Below are 16688 nucleotides of genomic sequence, written 5' to 3' on the forward strand. Positions count from 1 at the left end.
ATCCTGATTTCCGTAATAATCAGTTCATTTCAGTATATTCAGATCTTGTATGCGCAAATCCTCGTACATGCTACCCGCAGCAGTTGAGCAGGAATAAGTCATTTGGGCATGCACATCAAGCAGTGTCAGCCGGCAGCCATGCTTGGCACCGGTATCGATGCCGATTTTCCGGTTTGCCCGCCATAGCTCCCCAGGACTTGCCCCTATCCGGAACGTCGGCGTATGGCCGAAGATGACCGTACCCGGCTGATCATTGACTGAATCACTCTCTCCCCAGAATTCCTCACGAATCTCGGTCATATCTTTAAGCGTCTGGTCTTCAAGCGGCACCCCTGGTCGAAAACCGGCATGTACAAATAGAAATCCATCCTCCTCTATGTAAGCTGGAAGTGAATGCAGCCAGTCGATCAGGGCACGAACAGCTTTCGTTTTCTCTTTTGGCTGATTCATTAGCTTGGTCTCCTTATTGCCAAGGATGGCCTGCGCGCCGCCCTGCACCAGCGCCTGTATGGTATCAAGCGTGTCCCAGGTGTCAGGCGTGTCATTAATGTAATCTCCACCCAGAATAAGGCGGTCTTCACGGGGGTTATATGCAGCTTCGGACAGCAGTAAAGACAATCCGTGCTTGTGCCCGTGGATATCTGAAATGACCAAAAGGCGGCCAGTGTTTTCAGTTGAATTCAACAAATTATCTACGGCCTTTCTGCTTTAATCTATGATCAAGTCGCATATAGAAACGCAGCTTCACGAGGTAATTTCAAGCTGACCAGATTTCCCGGCTGCAGTGGCTCTGCACTCAGCATATACAGCCGGCTCCCTTCCCCGCATTCCAGCAGGGAGCGCCAATGGCTGCCCTCGAACGTACAGTGAATGACCTGTGCTTCAAGCAAACTATGCTTGGGCAAGTCATGCGAATTTGCTAACTGCGACTCATTAGCTGTGTGTACAGTCAATGCCTCGGGGCGAAAGCGGACTTCGCCCGCCGTTCCTTCCCGGGGAACATTTCCGGGTTCACAATGGACTCCCTGCAGTATCCCGGCTGCCGTCTTGAGCGCCAGGCCATGCGGAGCTGCTACGAATTCACCGGACAGGTGATTGATTGCGCCAAGGAGCGAAGCAGCCTGCCTGCTGGCCGGGCGGTTATAACATTCGATTGGTGACGCGAACTGATCGATTGCGCCGCTGCGCATAATGAGCAGACGATCCGCCATGGCGAACGCTTCCTCCGGATCATGTGTCACATGAAATACGCTCATTTTCAGCCGCCGGAACAAAACGGCCATTTCCGAGCGCATTTCAATACGCAGCCTCATGTCCAGATTGGACAGCGGCTCATCCAGGAGCATCAAGCGCGGTTCGGTCACCAGCGCGCGGGCGATGGCGACACGCTGCTGCTGTCCACCCGACAGCTGGGGAGGCAAGCGGTGTTCAAAGCCTTCGAGATGAAGCAGCGCAAGCGCTTCCTGAACCTTTTTCCTGATGGCGTCGGTGCCAAGCCGCTTTTGCTTCAATCCGTAGGCGACATTGTCGTACACATTCATATGCGGCCACAGCGCATAATCCTGAAAAACCATATTCACGCCGCGCTTCTCCGGCGGAACCATTTTGGTAGAAGAAGCAATCTTCTGCCCGAGCAGCCGAATCTCGCCTTCATCCGGCTGGGCAAGCCCTGCCACCAGCTGCAGCAGTGTTGATTTTCCGCAGCCTGAAGGGCCGAGCACACTGATGATCTCTCCCTCCTTCAGATCAAGGCTGACTCCGTTTAATGCTTTGACCTCCCCGTATCGTTTAACCATATTGCTGATCTCAAGCAGTGGACTTGTGGTTTGGGCAGCTGATGTTTTCATATTTATTTCTTCGCCCCTTTTCTATAAAAAATACGTTCGGCGATAATCATGATACATACGATGATGCCCCCACCGGTGATCGTGGCTGCGGCTGCGTAGCCAAAACGCATGTCCTCAAAAGCATCGTCAATGGCGACAGGCAGTGTTTGAAAATTGGGTGGAAACAGAATCGAGTTCACCGCCAGATCGAACACACTTGACCCGAAGGCCGCAAGGCCAGCGGATACCAACGCTCCACGCACGAGCGGAATCAGGATCATCCTCACCCGGCTCAGCAGCGATGCTCCCTGCATTTGCGCTGCATCGAGCAGGCTTTGCGGCACTTTGGCCATAGCCCCGCTCATCACCCGCGTAATAATGGGTATGGCTCCCGCGATCGCTGCCAGCACCAGAATCGCTGGTTGGCCGTATAACCGGAGTCCAAGCGGCTCCAGCCACTTCTGGTTCCAGACGAATATGTAGCCAATCCCGAGCACAACCCCCGGAACGGCGAAGGTAACCAGTGACGCTGTTTCAATGAGCCGCTTAAACCTGAATCTGGAATAAGCGAGCACAAAGCTTGCCGCCAGTCCAATGAGAAGACCGAATAAGGCCGCAGCTCCTGCAATCATGAGCGATCGGCCAAGCCCTGGAAACAAGGCCGCACCCTGCTTGAACAATTCCAGGTAGTTATCGAGCGTAAGATTCCCGCTGGACAACCCGTCGGTCTGAACACGCAGCAGTGACATGACAAAGCTTGAGCCGATAGGAATGCCGAGCACGATCAGAACAAAGAGCAGAGTTCCGCCCGCGAGCAGCCATCGGTAATGGCCAGCCGTTGTCGGCACGGAAGGTACTGCACGGCCGGATAAAATATCATATCGGGCCCTGCGCAGCACATAAAACTGCAGAGCCATCGCCACCGCAATGATCACAACCAGATACAGAGAAAGCACACCGGCCATATCAAAACGGATCGGTGACGTATAAATGGCAGAGTAAATGGAATAAGGCAGTGTCGGAAACTTATATACGACCGCTATCGCCGATGGAAGTCCGAAATCACCGATGGTGTCCATAAAAACAAGCGCAGCACCCGAGCAAATGGATGGCAGCAGCAGCGGCGTCTGGATCGTTCTCCATACCCGGAAAGGAGAAGCCCCGCATAATCTCGCGGCATCAGACAGCATCTCCATTTTCCATTCCATCGCCGCACGTACCGTGAGATATGCGAGCGGGAATTTGCTTAAAGTCATCACTACGATCAGTCCGGCCGGTGAAAAAACAGCTCTCGTCACCCACTCCCAGCCGAGCACGGAAACGGCCAATCCATTGCCTGCAGAGAACATAATCCAGCCCTGGGCAAGAATAAAGGATGGCATGATGAGCAGTATCCAGGCAGTGGCATCCAGCAGCCCCGCACCGGGAAACCGCCAGCGGGTACGCGCCATCGCCAGCACGGTACCGAGCAGCGTGCCGAAGCACGCAGTCCCGATCCCGAGCAGAAGCGAATTCTCCAGCGATTTTCGCCACAAGGGCCGGGTGAATACATCTCCCAGCAAAGAGATATCTCCGAAATTCAGATCACCAAAAAAGATACCAGGGAGCAGTACCTGGATGATGACCGCTCCCAAGGGAAACAGAACCAAAATGGCTAATAACAGGCTGACTGCCCAGCCCAGCCGATTTATACTCAAACCTTTCATTGTCGCTTACTGGACAGACTGGTCGGCAAACCATTGCTTGATTTCAGCTTCATGTTCACTTGCCCAGGCAGCATCGGCAATATTCAGCTTGGCATTCGGATCTCGTTCCGGCTTGGGCTTGGCGCCCTCTGCGGAAGGCTCGAAATAGCTTTCGTCCCCTTCATCCACCAGCTGCTGCTGAACTTGCGGATCAAGAAGAAAGTTCACGAATTCCTTGGCTGCTTCGATCTGATCGGAATCCTTCTGGATAGCAGCCACCCTTACCGACGCAGGCGCCCCTTCTGCGGGCCATACCAGCTTCACCGGCTCTCCATCCGCCAGCATGCTGTACGCATTGGATTCCTGCAGTGCTGCCACGTCAATCTCTCCTGAAGTCATGGCCTGAACCACTTGCGGGTTTTTAGGATATACATGAAGTCCTTGCTTCATCAGGCTGTCGAAATAGGCCTGTCCTCCTTCCATGCCTTGTTGATTGAAAAACCAGGACACGAACGGATACGCCGGTGCTGCTACCGCCGGGTCGGCCATACCGATACGCCCTTTATATGTATCCTTTTTCAGATCATCCCATGTCTTGGGAGCTTGCTCCTCAGACACCTTATCCTTGTTATATACAATAATTCCGGCAGCGTGTGCGCCTGTCGGGTAATAAGCGCCATCTTCCGGGATAACGGCTTTGTACGCTTTCTTCAAGCCTGCGGCATTATCGGGAGTCCAGCCCTGCAGCAGCTGTCCGTTGGCGTCAAGGCCATAGATCGAAGGCATGGCATCGATCCAGACCACATCCCATTGCGGATTGGATTTTTCCGCTTCAATCCTGGACATGATTTCGGCTCCGTTACCGGAAACGATATTGAGTTTAATGCCTGTTTTTTTCTCAAACGTGTCGCCGATTACGGCATCAAAATCATTCAGATAAACGGTAAGCTCTTGAGCTTGAGCAGATGATGTGTTAGTTTTCCCCTGCTCCTCGCCTGCCGCAGTCTGAGATTGACCTCCGCACGCCGTGACCGTCATTAAGGCCAGCGCGCTGAAGGCAATACCTGCTTTTTTCATCCATTTGTTACCCACGATACTTTTCCCCCTCATATGAACTTAGCTATTTACTGAAACGCTGATGCGCTATCTCAAACTTTAACGAAACAATGTAACCACGAAGTTAAAGCAAATGCCCTTTTTTATTAAATTTATCTATATGTATTGTTAGTAACAAAGAAATCATCTATATTTTAAGCAAAAAGCGAGGGTTGTCCATGAATGTACAACAATTGAAAGTCTTTGTGGAAGTGATGAAAAGAGGAACGCTGCAAGGCGGGGCGGAGCATTTGGGGCTGAAGCAGCCTACGGTCAGTTTTCATCTGCGAAAATTGGAGGAGGAGTTGGGGGTGGAGCTTTTCCGCAAGCATTCCAGGAACCTGCGGCCGACCAAGGCGGCTGAAGAGCTGCTTCCCTATTCACGCCATATTCTGTCCCTGATGGATGAAGCTGCAGCGCGGATGAGCATGCATGCGGCCAAAACGGGCATCAAGTTGAAGCTTGGGGCAAGCTATACACCAGCCACCTACTATTTGCCGCCTTATCTGGCCGAATTCCGGCACAGATATTCATCTGTTCACCTGCTGCTGAATGTAAAAAAGGCAGAGAGCATGCTGCATATGCTGCGAAATTATGAAATTGACGTAGCGGTCGTCTCTCTGCCCCTGGATGAAGAAAAAGGAATTTGTGTAATTCCGCTGCTTGAAGATGAACTGCAGCTGGTCATGAGCCCTCAGCATCCCCTGGCCAATATAGAGCATTTGACAGCAGATGATCTGCAAGATGAAACCTTTTTGCTGCACGAAGGCGGCACAACCTCAAGACGGCTGGCGGAAGAATGGGCGTCCGCTATTGGACTGGAGTTCAGATCCACTATGGAGCTGGGGGCTATTGAGACGATAAAAGAATCTTTGAAATACAGTATGGGGATAGGTGTGCTGCCTCTGCGCAGCGTGCTTAGGGAGACAGCAGCCGGGGAGCTTGTGAAACGGTCCCTCCCGGGCGGCGGGTATACCAACCGCAGATATATCTGTCTGGTGTACCGGGACGAGCCCATTTATTCTCAGCATACTAAAATGTTTATTGATTATATGCAGACTGTAGCGGAACGCTAGGCTACATGCAGCTTAACCGCAGCATGTTCTCCGTGATAGAGAACCCAACCCGTTTAGACACAGAGTACAACTTCTTCAGGCGGCAGTATGGGCTGACCCAACCAGTACTAAAAAACGCTTCTGGAAGGTAAATAGAAACCATTCCAAAAGCGTAGATACTATATTATTTAATCATATTTTCTTTTGTTAATTAATACCGACACCGGCACTTGCATAACCTGCAACCGCGGTAGCAATAGCAATGCCGGCAGTTACAGTTATAGCAAACACCAGCAGAAGGCGTGTGCCCGCGGTCACCGGTATTCCCAAACCTGATACTAGCCCGCTACTAATTGTTCCAATTGGAAGTAACCCTGTAAGTGATGGAGCTAACGTAACTATCGCGCCGGGGATTGGACTAAAAATATTGTTAGGTACTGTTGAGCTATATAACTGGGCTGTTACCGTAACTGTTGATCCTATAAGATTCAAAGCCGCTGTCGTACTAAAGTACGCCGCTATTGAGTCGATCGTTCCATTGCGGGGAACAGAGAAAGAAAAGTCAAGAAGTGTTCCTCCTGCCCCTGTAAGATCAATAGTTCCACCGCCAAGCACAGAAACACCCGAGACTGAATTTCCAAATCCGACCAGACCCACTGTACCGACTAGCCCTGTTAAAAGAGTAGTCATTGTAACCGGGGTACCTGATGCAAACGGAATGATTGCACCTGCGCCAGTGGTACCGGTAACTCCCGTGCCCCCTGTCGCACCAGTGGCTCCGGTAGCTCCGGTGGCTCCAGTGGCTCCAGTATCTCCTGTGGCCCCGGTGGCTCCCGTGGCTCCCGCTGTACCCGTAGCTCCCGTTGCTCCTGTATCACCTGTGGCCCCGGTAGCTCCCGTGACTCCGGTGGCTCCCGCTGTTCCCGTTGCTCCTGTTGCACCTGTTGCACCTGTTGCACCTGTTGCTCCTGTATCACCTGTGGCCCCGGTGGCTCCCGTTGCTCCCGCTGTACCCGTAGCTCCCGTTGCTCCTGTTGCTCCTGTATCACCTGTGGCCCCGGTAACTCCCGTTGCCCCGGTGGCTCCTGTGACCCCGATGGCTCCCGTGGCTCCCGTTGCACCTGTTGCACCTGTGGCTCCTGTATCACCTGTGGCCCCGGTGGCTCCCGTTGCTCCTGTGGCTCCTGTATCACCTGTGGCCCCGGTAACTCCCGTGACTCCGGTGGCTCCCGCTGTTCCCGTTGCTCCTGTTGCTCCTGTTGCACCTGCTGTACCCGTAGCTCCTGTATCACCTGTGGCCCCGGTAGCTCCCGTGACTCCGGTGGCTCCCGCTGTTCCCGTGGCTCCTGTTGCTCCTGTTGCACCTGCTGTACCCGTGGCTCCGGTAGCTCCTGTATCACCTGTGGCCCCGGTGGCTCCAGTTACCCCTGTGCTTCCTGTGGTTCCTCCTGGTGGACCTGTTACTCCCGTTGCGCCTGTTGTTCCTGTTGCCCCTGTGGCTCCTGTATCACCTGTGGCACCAGTGCCCCCTGTTGCACCAGTAGCTCCGGTAGCACCTGTCGGCCCTGGGTCTCCCGTTAGCCCGGTAGCACCTGTCGCTCCCGTTGCCCCGGTTGTCCCCGCTGCCCCTGTTACTCCAGTGGTTCCTGTTGTTCCGGTAGTACCGGTTGCCCCAGTAGCTCCTGTTGTTCCGGTAGCTCCTGTTGGCCCTGGGTCTCCCGTCGGCCCAGTTGCTCCTGTTGCTCCTGTTGCTCCTGTTGCTCCCGTGGTCCCCGTTGCCCCAGTAGCTCCCGTGGCTCCTGTTGTTCCTGTAACTCCCGAAGATGTAGCTGCTCCTAATACAGTCTCAAGCTTGGATTGAAGTAGCAGTTCTTTTTTAGTCAAATTACTAATGGTATTTTGTACACTCGTATTAACCGAGAAAATATCACTTAACGTAGCCGGCGGCGAACTCACTCCTGGCAATGTCCCGAGCACAAATTGAATTTTTTCCCCTTCAGCGTTGAGAATATGGCTTAAACCGAGTTCTTCCATTGCAATGGATGTTAACAATAAGTTGATGGCGTCATCTCGGGTTACTGAAATGAACGGGGATATATTAGGTATATTCGCTTGTGACAAAATGGCACCTCCCTAATAGAATCAGATTTTACTCTATATAATTATGGGATTTGCCTGAAACGGTACTAGGTTGAACTCCTATTTTACCAATGAAGGGCTAATAGACTTAAAATTGGGCACAAAGAACCGGGAGGGCAAAGTCCAATTGATCAAGGGCTCTTTTTCTTTGAGCAGGTCAAGAGGCATCTGACTCGTAAAATGGATTAAAAAAATCCACTGAAGAATCCAGTGGATTTATAGGAGAATCACAAAACCCTATACGGGTATTATTTATAATCCTGCACTAGCCCCTGTTCAACAGATCCTCACGGAGCGGTGTGAAGCAGTCAAGCAGCACCGAGGCTTCTTTGGCGATCACCCCATGTCTGGCTCCTCCGGGAATGACAACGGTTTCACCCTGCCTGATACGCCGGGTCGTACCGTCGATTGTAAACTCCAGTTCCCCCCGAATACAGTAACTCATCTGTTCATGGGGATGGCTGTGCTGATAGCCTGCGGCTCCGGCTTCAAAGTGGACCTCCATCATCATCAGCCCAGTACCAGGTGCGAAAATTTTGCGCTTCACACCCGGCTCAGCCTGTTCCCACTCTTCGAACGTTCTCATCTCATGTTCTCCTCTCCTAGGCAGGATGCAGCCTTTTCCGGTATTCGCTAGGCGATGTCCCCGCCTCTCTTTTGAATGTATTGCTGAAATAAGCCGCATCCGTGAATCCGAGCCTGTCGGCAATTTCCGTGATGCGAAGGGTGGTATGCTCCAGCAGTCTGACCGCTTCCCGCATGCGGACTGATGTCATATAGTCGGTAAATGTCACGCCTTTTTGCTGCTTGAACAGCTTGCAGAAATAGCTGGGATTCAAATGCACGAGTGCTGCTGCTTCGGCAAGCATCAGATCATAACGTTGCTGGCTTTCGATATAATGAATGACCTGGTCAACCGGTGGTCGGATATGCTGATCGCCATCTTGCTGTACCTTAGTCGCGGCGGTACCGGGCTCCTGACGCTGAAGCCAGTTCCGGAAGCATTCCGTCATGTCTTCCGCATCGACAGGCTTGAGAAAATAGTCAAAGGCGCCAAGCCGGACCGCCTGCTGTGCGTAAGCAAATTCATCGTGACCGCTGACGATGATAATGTCCGTCGCTTTCCCCTTATTCCGGATTTGCTTAAGCAGTGTCAAACCGTCCATGACCGGCATGCGGATATCTGTCAGTACAATATCTGCACGACTGTGTTCCAGCCACTTCCACGCCTCCATCCCGTTGGTGGATTCATGAACGACAGTGAACGGCAGCTTGATTTTTTCGATCACCTTGCGAAGCGCGGTCCTGACCCATTTCTCGTCCTCAACCAGCAGAATCTGATAGGTCATTCCATACCTCCCCCCATCCCTTTTCATGGAACGGCTTCGTTTCCTCGTAAGGCAGGACCATTTGAACGGTGGTCCCTTCTGACAGCTTGCTTTCGATCACCAGTCCGAACTGTTCTCCAAACAAGTAGCGAATACGGCGGTTCACGTTATCGATTCCAATATGACCTGAGGAACGGGCGTTCGAATGCTGCAGACTTTGGCGAACGCTCTCCAGCCGCTCAGGGGGCATGCCCGGCCCGTCATCGCCAACGGCAAGCACGAAGGTATTCCCGATGCGATGTGCGGATATGGTGAGGCTTATTCCTTCAGTGCTCGCTTCCAGACCGTGCACGATGCAATTTTCCGCCAAGGGCTGCAGCGTGAATTTGGGAAGCTGCTGCTCGAGCACCCAGTCGGGCAGATGGAAGCTGTATTCCAGTCGCTCATCAAAGCGGTACTTCTGAATACGCAGATACATTTCCACAACAGCCAGCTCCTGCCGGACCGTGACGACAGGTTGATCTTCTTTGACGTTATAACGCAGCAGGCGCGACAGTGCGGCAGACATATCCGCAATCTCTTCCCGCTCCTCCGCAAGTGCCATACCCCGGATCGTCTCCAGCGCATTATAGAGAAAATGGGGGTTGATTTGCGCCTGCAGCATGCGCAGCTCCGTTTCTTTATGCCTGAGATGGGTCTCCGCTTCTTTTACCCTCGAGACATACACTTCTTCAAGCAGCTCGGATAACCGCTTCACCATCCGGTTGTAATCGGCTGTCAGCATGCCAATTTCATCCGCGTTTTCCACTTTGATATGCCCTTTGAAATCACCGATCTCCACCCGTTTCATGTGCAGATGCAGCCTCTTGATCGGCCTGATCAGGCTTGCAGCCAGCCCCAGACTCAGCACATACGCAATCAGCACAAACCAGGCGGTCGTGGCGAAAATAGCATGCGCCATCCTCGTTCTGCTCTCCATAAGCTCATTGTATGGAATCGAGGTCACAAGATGCCAGTTTAGCCCCTCGCTGCGGCTGAAGGTAAGCAGGCGCTTTCCGTTCTGCTCGAACGTAAATGAACCGTTGCTGCGATACTGCAGCTGCTGTACAATCCTGTAATCCGCCAGGGATCCGATGAGCTTCTGGTCCGGATGATATACGTATCTGCCCTCTTCATCCAGAATCATGAGGTAGCCGTTTCCGGACTGACCAAGCCGGACCTTGCGGGCGGTATCCTCCAGACGTTTGTAATTCAGATCAATGACAAGCATGCCAAACGGCTTGAGATCCTGCGGACTGGCAATGCGCTTGGCGACGGACACGACAGGCTCTGCCTCTCCTTTCCAATGAATAACCCGTGCCAGCACCTTCGGTTTGCCCGTGACCGGAACCGTGTCAAACCATGCCTCCCGCTCGGCATCCTGTACAGACACTGTACCCGGCTGATCATTCGAATCAATGATGCGTTCATGGTCCAGGATCAGGGAGATGTTGGCCACATCCGATCGGGAAAATGCAGAATTTTGCAGCACATTCCGCACTCTGCTTTCATGGTCCGCATCCGTCGGTTTACCGCTCGTATAAGCTCGCAGAAATGCTGTAGTGTCGGGATGGTTAATGATTTTCAGCGTGCTGATCTCAAAATCGCGAAAGTAATCCTCCACATAATGCTGCACCTGATCGATAATCTGCCAGCTGTAGCGTCTTGCTTCACTTTCCAGTGTCAGCGAAGATTGGCGGAAGGAAATATAACCGATTAACAGCATGGGCACGAGCACAAGGATGGCCGAATATACGGTCAGCTTGGTCATCAGCGACCGGTCACGGAGCAGAATGGTTCGCAAAAGGCGTTTGAATGGCATCTGATTCGAGCACTCCCCTACAATTCCTTCCGGATTGTAGAACGATTCTGCATGCTATGTGTTATATCCTCTATTTATTCGGCTTTGGCCTGTTCGATGGCATCCAATATTTCGCCATACTCACTGCGGTATTTTTCGATGACAGGTTTGACTGCATTTTTCCAGGCATCCGCATCACTGATTTCTGTAATGACGGCACCACCCGCGCGCACCTGCTCTTCCGACTCCTTCTCATATTTGGCCCATTCTTCCCGCTGAAATGCCGTTGATTCGACAGCAGCTTCTTTTACAACGGCCTGGTCCTCCGGAGACAGCGTATCCCACACCTGCTTGGAGACCAGCAGCACTTCCGGTACTCTCTGGTGACTGTCCAGGATATAGTTTTTGGCGATCTCAAAATGCTTGCTTGAATAATAGCTCGGATAGTTGTTTTCCGCCGCATCAATAATGCCGGTCTGCAGCGCACTGTACACTTCCCCGTAGGCCATCGGCGTCGCGTTTGCTCCAAGCGCTTTCATGATTTCGATATTCAGCTTGTTTTCGATCACCCTGATTTTCATTCCTTTCAAATCTTCCAGCTTGGTCAGAGGTTTCGTGGAGTAAAAACTTCGGGAACCGGAGCTGTAGTAGGTAAGACCCTTTAAGCCTGAAGACTCCAGACTGTCCAGCAGCTTTGTTCCCCCATCGCTCTGCAGGAATTTCCATACATGATCGTCATCGTTGAAAATATACGGCAGACTGAACACCCCGAAATCCTTGTTGAATTCAGCCATCGGTCCGGTGCTGACCCTTGTGAATTCGATGGCACCCAGTTGAACCTGCTCAATAGCCGATTTTTCTTCCCCAAGCTGAGCTGACGGAAATACATCAATCGTAATACGTCCGCCTGACTTTTCCTTCACCAGCTCGGCGAATTTCATATCTCCCTTCGTCGTCGGATAATCGGCCGGATGAGTCTCGGCCAGCCGGAAATTGTATGTCGAACCGCTTCCCTGTTCTTCATTCCCCGTACCAGGGTTCTCTGCTCCCCCTGCAGAGCATCCTGTGAAAGTAACAACCCCGGCAAGAAGGACACATAACAGACCTTTTCTTTTTTGTCTTTTCATCATTAAAGAACCTTCCTTTCATTTATCGTTGGTTCGTGTACACACACTTTGTCTTGACAGGTTAAGAGCCGTTTACCAAATTCGGCAGCCACATGGAAATGGACGGTACATAGGTAATAAGCATCAGAACCGCCACCATCACGATGAAAAACGGGATCAGCGCTTTGGTGCCCTGTTCAATCGTAACCTTGCCTATCGCACAGCCTACGAATAATACTGTACCGACAGGCGGGGTAATCAGCCCGATGCCCAAATTCAGGATCAGAACGATCCCGAAATGAACCGGATCCATGCCAAGCGCCGTCACGACCGGGAACAGGATGGGTGTCATAATCAGAATCAGCGGGGCCATATCCAGCGGCGCACCCAGAATAAGCAGCAGAATGTTGATGATCAGCAGAATGATGAACGGTTCATCCGAAATACTCAGCAGCAAATTAGTCAACATGGTCGGAATTTTAAGATAAGTCAGAACCCAAGCAAAGGCGTTGGAAGCCGAAATAAGAAACAGCACCATAGCCACCGTGCGAAAGGTCCGCAAGAAAATGATTTTGATCCGGGAGAGCGGGATATCTCTGTATATGAAAAAGGTCAATATAAAAGCATACACGCAGGCGATCGCTCCTGCTTCCGTAGCGGTGAACCAGCCGGTGAAAATGCCTCCCAGAATGATGACACCGGTCATCATTGACAGAAAACCGTCCCTGAGGATTTTCGGAACTTCCTTCAGCTGGACAGGTTCACCCTTGGCGTAGCCCCGTTTACGGGCGATGAAGTAGGAAGTCGTCATCAGTGCCGCAAGCAGCACGAGACAAGGCACAATTCCGGCCATAAAAAGGCTGGAGATAGATACACCGCCTGCCGCGAGCGCATACAAAATCATGTTATGGCTGGGCGGCATGACGACTCCTTGTATCGCCGCAGCCGAGGTGACGGCGACCGAATAGTCGGCATCGTAATTTTTCTTCTTCATCATCGGGATCATGACCGCCCCGACCGAAGATACGTCGGCCGCAGCCGATCCGCTTATGTTGCCGAAGAGCATGCAGGCGACACAGTTCACCATGGCGAGCCCACCGCGAATGGCCCCGACTGTAAGTTGCGCCAGATTGATGAGACGAAGTGCAAGGCCGCCTTCACTCATGATTTGTCCTGCCAGAATAAAGAACGGAATGGCGAGCAGCGAATAAGAGTTCATGCCCTGAATCATGCGCTGGCCGATTACTGCCAGAGGAATGTTCAGCGTTATGGCTGTCAGCAGAGAGGATAACGCCAGCACCAGGGCAATGGGAAAGCGGAACCAAATCAGCACCACAAAACTGACCGTCAATACGATAATCGCTGTCGTCATTATTCCATCAACTCCTCGTCAAGCTGCTTGTGCCGGGTTGTATCCATGCCCAACATCTGCAGCAGCGCATAGATGCATACGAGTACACCCGTGATTGGCATAACGACATACATCACGCTGCTGGGCCATTCTGTGGCGGACATGCGGTTGGGATGCATTAATTTTGTAAAATCCCAGCCGTATTTGATCAAATACAAACCGAAGGCAAACGTAGAGAGCCCGATCACAATATCCAGCACCCGGTTGATACCACGGGATAACCTGCCTGATATTACGTCCATGGCCAAATGAAGCTTCTCCCGGAAGCCGATCGCGATGCCGAGAAACGAAAACCAGATCAGCAGCAGCAGCGTCAGCTCCTCGGACCAGAAAAATACAAACCCGAACAGCTTGCGCGTGATGACCTGCACGGTTACGATCAGCGTCATGAGTGCGACTGCGCTCACCGCAAACGTTTCAATGGCCCGATCTATGCCTAAAGCAGCCGATTTCAAGCCCTGTATGATTTGGTTCAATATCCACCCCTCCTTTGCATGATTAACAGTCTTCGCCAATTGTAAGCGATTGCAAAAATGCTGAACAGGGGAATGAATTGTGATTTTCTTGTAATATTTTTGTTTTTTGTAAGCAAGGCCCCGCCCGATTCATGACCGGACAGGGCCTCCTGTTGACTGTTATAGTTCCACTACCTTGGTGGCAATATTGCCGCAAAACTCCCGGTCATGCTCCACAAACAAAATGGTCGGCTCATAATCCAGCAGCAGCTCTTCGATCTGCACACGGGAAATGACATCAATGAAATTCAGCGGTTCATCCCATATGAGCAAATGCGCCTGCTCGCAGAGGCTTTTGGCGATAAGCACCTTTTTCTTTTGGCCGCCGCTGAAATCCGCCATATCCTTTTCGAATTGAAGCCGTGAAAAATCCAGCTTTCGCAAAATGGCTTTAAACAGGCTTTCGTCAATGCCGTGTTCCCGCGCATAGTCCGATAAATTGCCCTGCAAATGCGAGGTATCCTGTGATACATAGGAAATTTGTAGCTGGCTCCCTCTGCGGAACGTGCCCGTATAGCTGATATCCTCGCCGCATATCAGTTTGATGATGCTGGATTTGCCGGAGCCATTTTTCCCGGATAACGCGATCCGGTCGCCCCGCTCGATCGTAAAGCTGACATCCCGGCAAACCTCTCTCTTCCCATAGTAAATCGAGACTTGCTCAAGCTCGGCGAGCTGCGGTTTATGGTAGCTCAATTGGGAAATTTTCAAGCTTTCCGAGGTTTCAATGTTTTTCAAAAGCTTGGACTTTTCTTCAATTGAGGACTGCTGCCTTTGTTCCATGGATTTGGAGCGTTTCATCATTTTTGCGGCCTTGTGGCCGACGTAGCCTTTATCCACCTTGGAGCCGGAGTTTTTTGTCCCGTTCTTGGTTTTCTCTACCTGATGAGACCAGCCCTCCGTCCGTTTGGCAGCCTCCGTCAAGCGCTTGATGTCCTTGCGAAGTCTATCGTTTTCCCCAAGCTCGAAGTTGTCCTGACGCTGTTTATTCTCCCACCAGTCGGAGAAGCTGCCTTTTTGAATCTCAATATGGGTCTTGTTGATGGACAGGATATGATCCACGCAGTGATCCAGGAAGGCCCGATCATGGGACACCAGGATAAATCCGCTTTTGCCGTTCAAATAGTCGCTGACGAGCCTTCTTGCCTCCATGTCGAGATGGTTGGTCGGTTCGTCGATTAACAGGAAGCTGTTTTCCTTGAGAAACAGAGCCGCCAGCATCACCTTCGTTTGCTCTCCATTCGATAAGGAATCGAACGGACGGTATAATACGTCGTCGGAAACCTTCAGCAGCGAAAGCTCCCGCAGCAATTCCCAGAGGACGTAATCCGGGTAAATTTCCCCCACGATGTCGAGGGTTTGATTTTCCTTGTTTTGCACTTGAAAAGGGAAATATTCAAAGCCGATATCTGCGGAAATATGGCCGCTGTATTCGTATTTGCCAAGCAATAGGTTCAGAAAGGTCGTTTTCCCCCGCCCGTTTCTGCCCGTAAAGCCCAGCTTCCATGAGGTATCAATTTGAAAGCTGACATTCTCGAAAATGTTGTCATAGCTGCCATCATAAGCGAATGTCAGATTGCTTACATTGATTAATGACATGAGTGGTAGCCTCCTGCAAAAAAATAAAGGCTGCAAGAAAGTTACTACTTTCCTGCAGCCTCAATATACAGCAAGCCCTACCGACCCACGTATGGCGTCAGATAAGCATATACCGCAGAGATGAAAGGATGAAGTAACTTTCTTGCATAAAGAATAAAACATGCGAACTAACTCGCATTATTGTTTTATATCCTTAGCAAGAAATATCCATCCGTTTCAGCTCCTGTCGTTTAAGTTAGCTATAGCTTAACACAATGTTTGAAGGTTTTTCAAGCCAACCGAATGCTTATGGGACAACTGTTTCCAGGAAGAAATCCATCCCTGGAATGGTTGTATCCTTATGGGGATGGAAAGCGTGCTGCCTCAAAGTGCGTAAATACCGAATTTCCAATCACGGTAACCGCACCCGCATTCGGTAACAGAACCACAGCTGACTGCTCTCCCGCATTGAGCTGCTGAATTCCGATGATTTCGACTGTTATAACGTCTCCCGGTGCAACATTAACATACTTCGTTATTTGTTGCGGTCCAGAGATCGCAGCAATAATGTTTGTGGTGCCTGGACCGATAACCATAAGGAGGCTTGCAGTGAACGAATATACTCCGCTTTGATTCGCAGTAAATACCGAAATCGCAGGATTATACTCATTGTTTAGATCAAAGAGTTCGTTCTGGAAAAGAACTGGCGCACCAGTCGAAGTAATCAATTGATTTGTAGTGCTTGCTGCTCTGAATGCGGATTGCGGCCCAGCTGATCCGGTAGCTCCGGTTGCACCTGTTGCGCCCGTGACTCCGGCTCCTGTTGCTCCTGTTGCTCCCGTAGCTCCTGTCGCTCCGGTTGCGCCCGTGGCTCCGGCTCCTGTTGCTCCCGTAGCTCCTGTCGCTCCGGTTGCGCCCGTGGCTCCGGCTCCTGTTGCTCCTGTTGCTCCCGTAGCTCCTGTCGCTCCGGTTGCGCCCGTGGCTCCGGCTCCTGTTGCTCCCGTAGCTCCTGTCGCTCCGGTTGCGCCCGTGGCTCCGGCTCCTGTTGCTCCTGTTGCTCCCGTAGCTCCTGTCGCTCCGGTTGCGCCCGTGGCTCCGGCTCCTGTTGCT

At 51.8% G+C, this 16688-nt stretch carries 14 protein-coding genes; 1 reads left to right on the top strand and 13 read right to left on the bottom strand.

Annotation, left to right across the window (positions count from 1 at the left end; all coding sequences use genetic code 11):
* Positions 1–24: 24 nt before the first annotated feature.
* Genes ACE41H_RS20975 through ACE41H_RS20990 form a run of 4 tightly spaced genes read right to left on the bottom strand, consistent with a single transcriptional unit; the run spans position 25 to position 4603 of the window.
* A complete protein-coding gene (locus ACE41H_RS20975) occupies positions 25–684 on the bottom strand; it encodes a metallophosphoesterase (protein WP_375357506.1) in 660 nt (219 codons plus the stop codon).
* 35 nt (positions 685–719) lie between these two features.
* Positions 720–1847: an ABC transporter ATP-binding protein gene (locus ACE41H_RS20980; RefSeq protein WP_375357507.1), complete on the bottom strand. Its 1128-nt coding sequence runs from the start codon at positions 1845–1847 to the stop codon at positions 720–722.
* A gap of 2 nt (positions 1848–1849) precedes the next feature.
* Positions 1850–3523, bottom strand: a complete 1674-nt coding sequence (locus ACE41H_RS20985; protein WP_375357508.1) for an ABC transporter permease — start codon at positions 3521–3523, stop codon at positions 1850–1852.
* A gap of 15 nt (positions 3524–3538) precedes the next feature.
* Positions 3539–4603 (bottom strand): extracellular solute-binding protein, encoded by a 1065-nt coding sequence (locus ACE41H_RS20990; protein WP_375357509.1) that lies wholly within the window; start codon positions 4601–4603, stop codon positions 3539–3541.
* Between the two features lie 182 nt (positions 4604–4785).
* Between ACE41H_RS20990 and ACE41H_RS20995 the strand changes: the two genes are divergently transcribed.
* A complete protein-coding gene (locus ACE41H_RS20995) occupies positions 4786–5682 on the top strand; it encodes a LysR family transcriptional regulator (RefSeq protein WP_375357510.1) in 897 nt (298 codons plus the stop codon).
* 186 nt (positions 5683–5868) lie between these two features.
* Here the strand turns inward: ACE41H_RS20995 and ACE41H_RS21000 are convergent, their stop codons facing one another.
* From ACE41H_RS21000 to ACE41H_RS21040, 9 genes are all read right to left on the bottom strand, one after another.
* Positions 5869–7782 (bottom strand): exosporium glycoprotein BclB-related protein, encoded by a 1914-nt coding sequence (locus ACE41H_RS21000; RefSeq protein ID WP_375357511.1) that lies wholly within the window; start codon positions 7780–7782, stop codon positions 5869–5871.
* 283 nt (positions 7783–8065) lie between these two features.
* A complete protein-coding gene (locus ACE41H_RS21005) occupies positions 8066–8386 on the bottom strand; it encodes a cupin domain-containing protein (protein WP_375357512.1) in 321 nt (106 codons plus the stop codon).
* A gap of 16 nt (positions 8387–8402) precedes the next feature.
* The gene (locus ACE41H_RS21010) at positions 8403–9149 is read right to left on the bottom strand and encodes a response regulator transcription factor (RefSeq protein WP_375357513.1); all 747 of its coding nucleotides are present in this window, start codon (positions 9147–9149) and stop codon (positions 8403–8405) included.
* A complete protein-coding gene (locus ACE41H_RS21015; RefSeq protein WP_375357514.1) occupies positions 9124–10989 on the bottom strand; it encodes a cache domain-containing sensor histidine kinase in 1866 nt (621 codons plus the stop codon). The genes ACE41H_RS21010 and ACE41H_RS21015 overlap by 26 nt, the downstream gene beginning before the upstream one ends.
* A gap of 74 nt (positions 10990–11063) precedes the next feature.
* Positions 11064–12098, bottom strand: coding sequence for a TRAP transporter substrate-binding protein (locus ACE41H_RS21020; RefSeq protein WP_375357515.1), 1035 nt, complete (start codon positions 12096–12098; stop codon positions 11064–11066).
* 58 nt (positions 12099–12156) lie between these two features.
* Entirely contained in the window at positions 12157–13446 is a 1290-nt protein-coding gene (locus tag ACE41H_RS21025; RefSeq protein ID WP_375357516.1) for a TRAP transporter large permease, read from the bottom strand.
* Positions 13446–13961 (bottom strand): TRAP transporter small permease, encoded by a 516-nt coding sequence (locus ACE41H_RS21030; RefSeq protein WP_375357517.1) that lies wholly within the window; start codon positions 13959–13961, stop codon positions 13446–13448. The genes ACE41H_RS21025 and ACE41H_RS21030 overlap by 1 nt, the downstream gene beginning before the upstream one ends.
* 159 nt (positions 13962–14120) lie before the next feature.
* The gene (locus ACE41H_RS21035; protein ID WP_375357518.1) at positions 14121–15599 is read right to left on the bottom strand and encodes an Lsa family ABC-F type ribosomal protection protein; all 1479 of its coding nucleotides are present in this window, start codon (positions 15597–15599) and stop codon (positions 14121–14123) included.
* Positions 15600–15937: 338 nt separating this feature from the next.
* On the bottom strand, positions 15938–16688 hold a 751-nt coding region (locus ACE41H_RS21040), incomplete at its 5' end, for a C1q-like domain-containing protein (RefSeq protein ID WP_445974750.1).

This window comes from Paenibacillus enshidis (genome assembly GCF_042136365.1).
Lineage (GTDB): Bacteria > Bacillota > Bacilli > Paenibacillales > Paenibacillaceae > Paenibacillus > Paenibacillus enshidis.

What these genes read in the sequence shown, in the direction of transcription:
- ACE41H_RS20980 (WP_375357507.1), bottom strand. Translation starts at nt 1,847, where the DNA reads ATGAAAACATCAGCTGCCCAAACCACAAGTCCACTGCTTGAGATCAGC.
- ACE41H_RS20995 (WP_375357510.1), top strand. Translation starts at nt 4,786, where the DNA reads ATGAATGTACAACAATTGAAAGTCTTTGTGGAAGTGATGAAAAGAGGA.
- ACE41H_RS21005 (WP_375357512.1), bottom strand. Translation starts at nt 8,386, where the DNA reads ATGAGAACGTTCGAAGAGTGGGAACAGGCTGAGCCGGGTGTGAAGCGC.
- ACE41H_RS21025 (WP_375357516.1), bottom strand. Translation starts at nt 13,446, where the DNA reads ATGACGACAGCGATTATCGTATTGACGGTCAGTTTTGTGGTGCTGATT.
- ACE41H_RS21015 (WP_375357514.1), bottom strand. Translation starts at nt 10,989, where the DNA reads ATGCCATTCAAACGCCTTTTGCGAACCATTCTGCTCCGTGACCGGTCG.
- ACE41H_RS21020 (WP_375357515.1), bottom strand. Translation starts at nt 12,098, where the DNA reads ATGATGAAAAGACAAAAAAGAAAAGGTCTGTTATGTGTCCTTCTTGCC.
- ACE41H_RS21035 (WP_375357518.1), bottom strand. Translation starts at nt 15,599, where the DNA reads ATGTCATTAATCAATGTAAGCAATCTGACATTCGCTTATGATGGCAGC.
- ACE41H_RS21010 (WP_375357513.1), bottom strand. Translation starts at nt 9,149, where the DNA reads ATGACCTATCAGATTCTGCTGGTTGAGGACGAGAAATGGGTCAGGACC.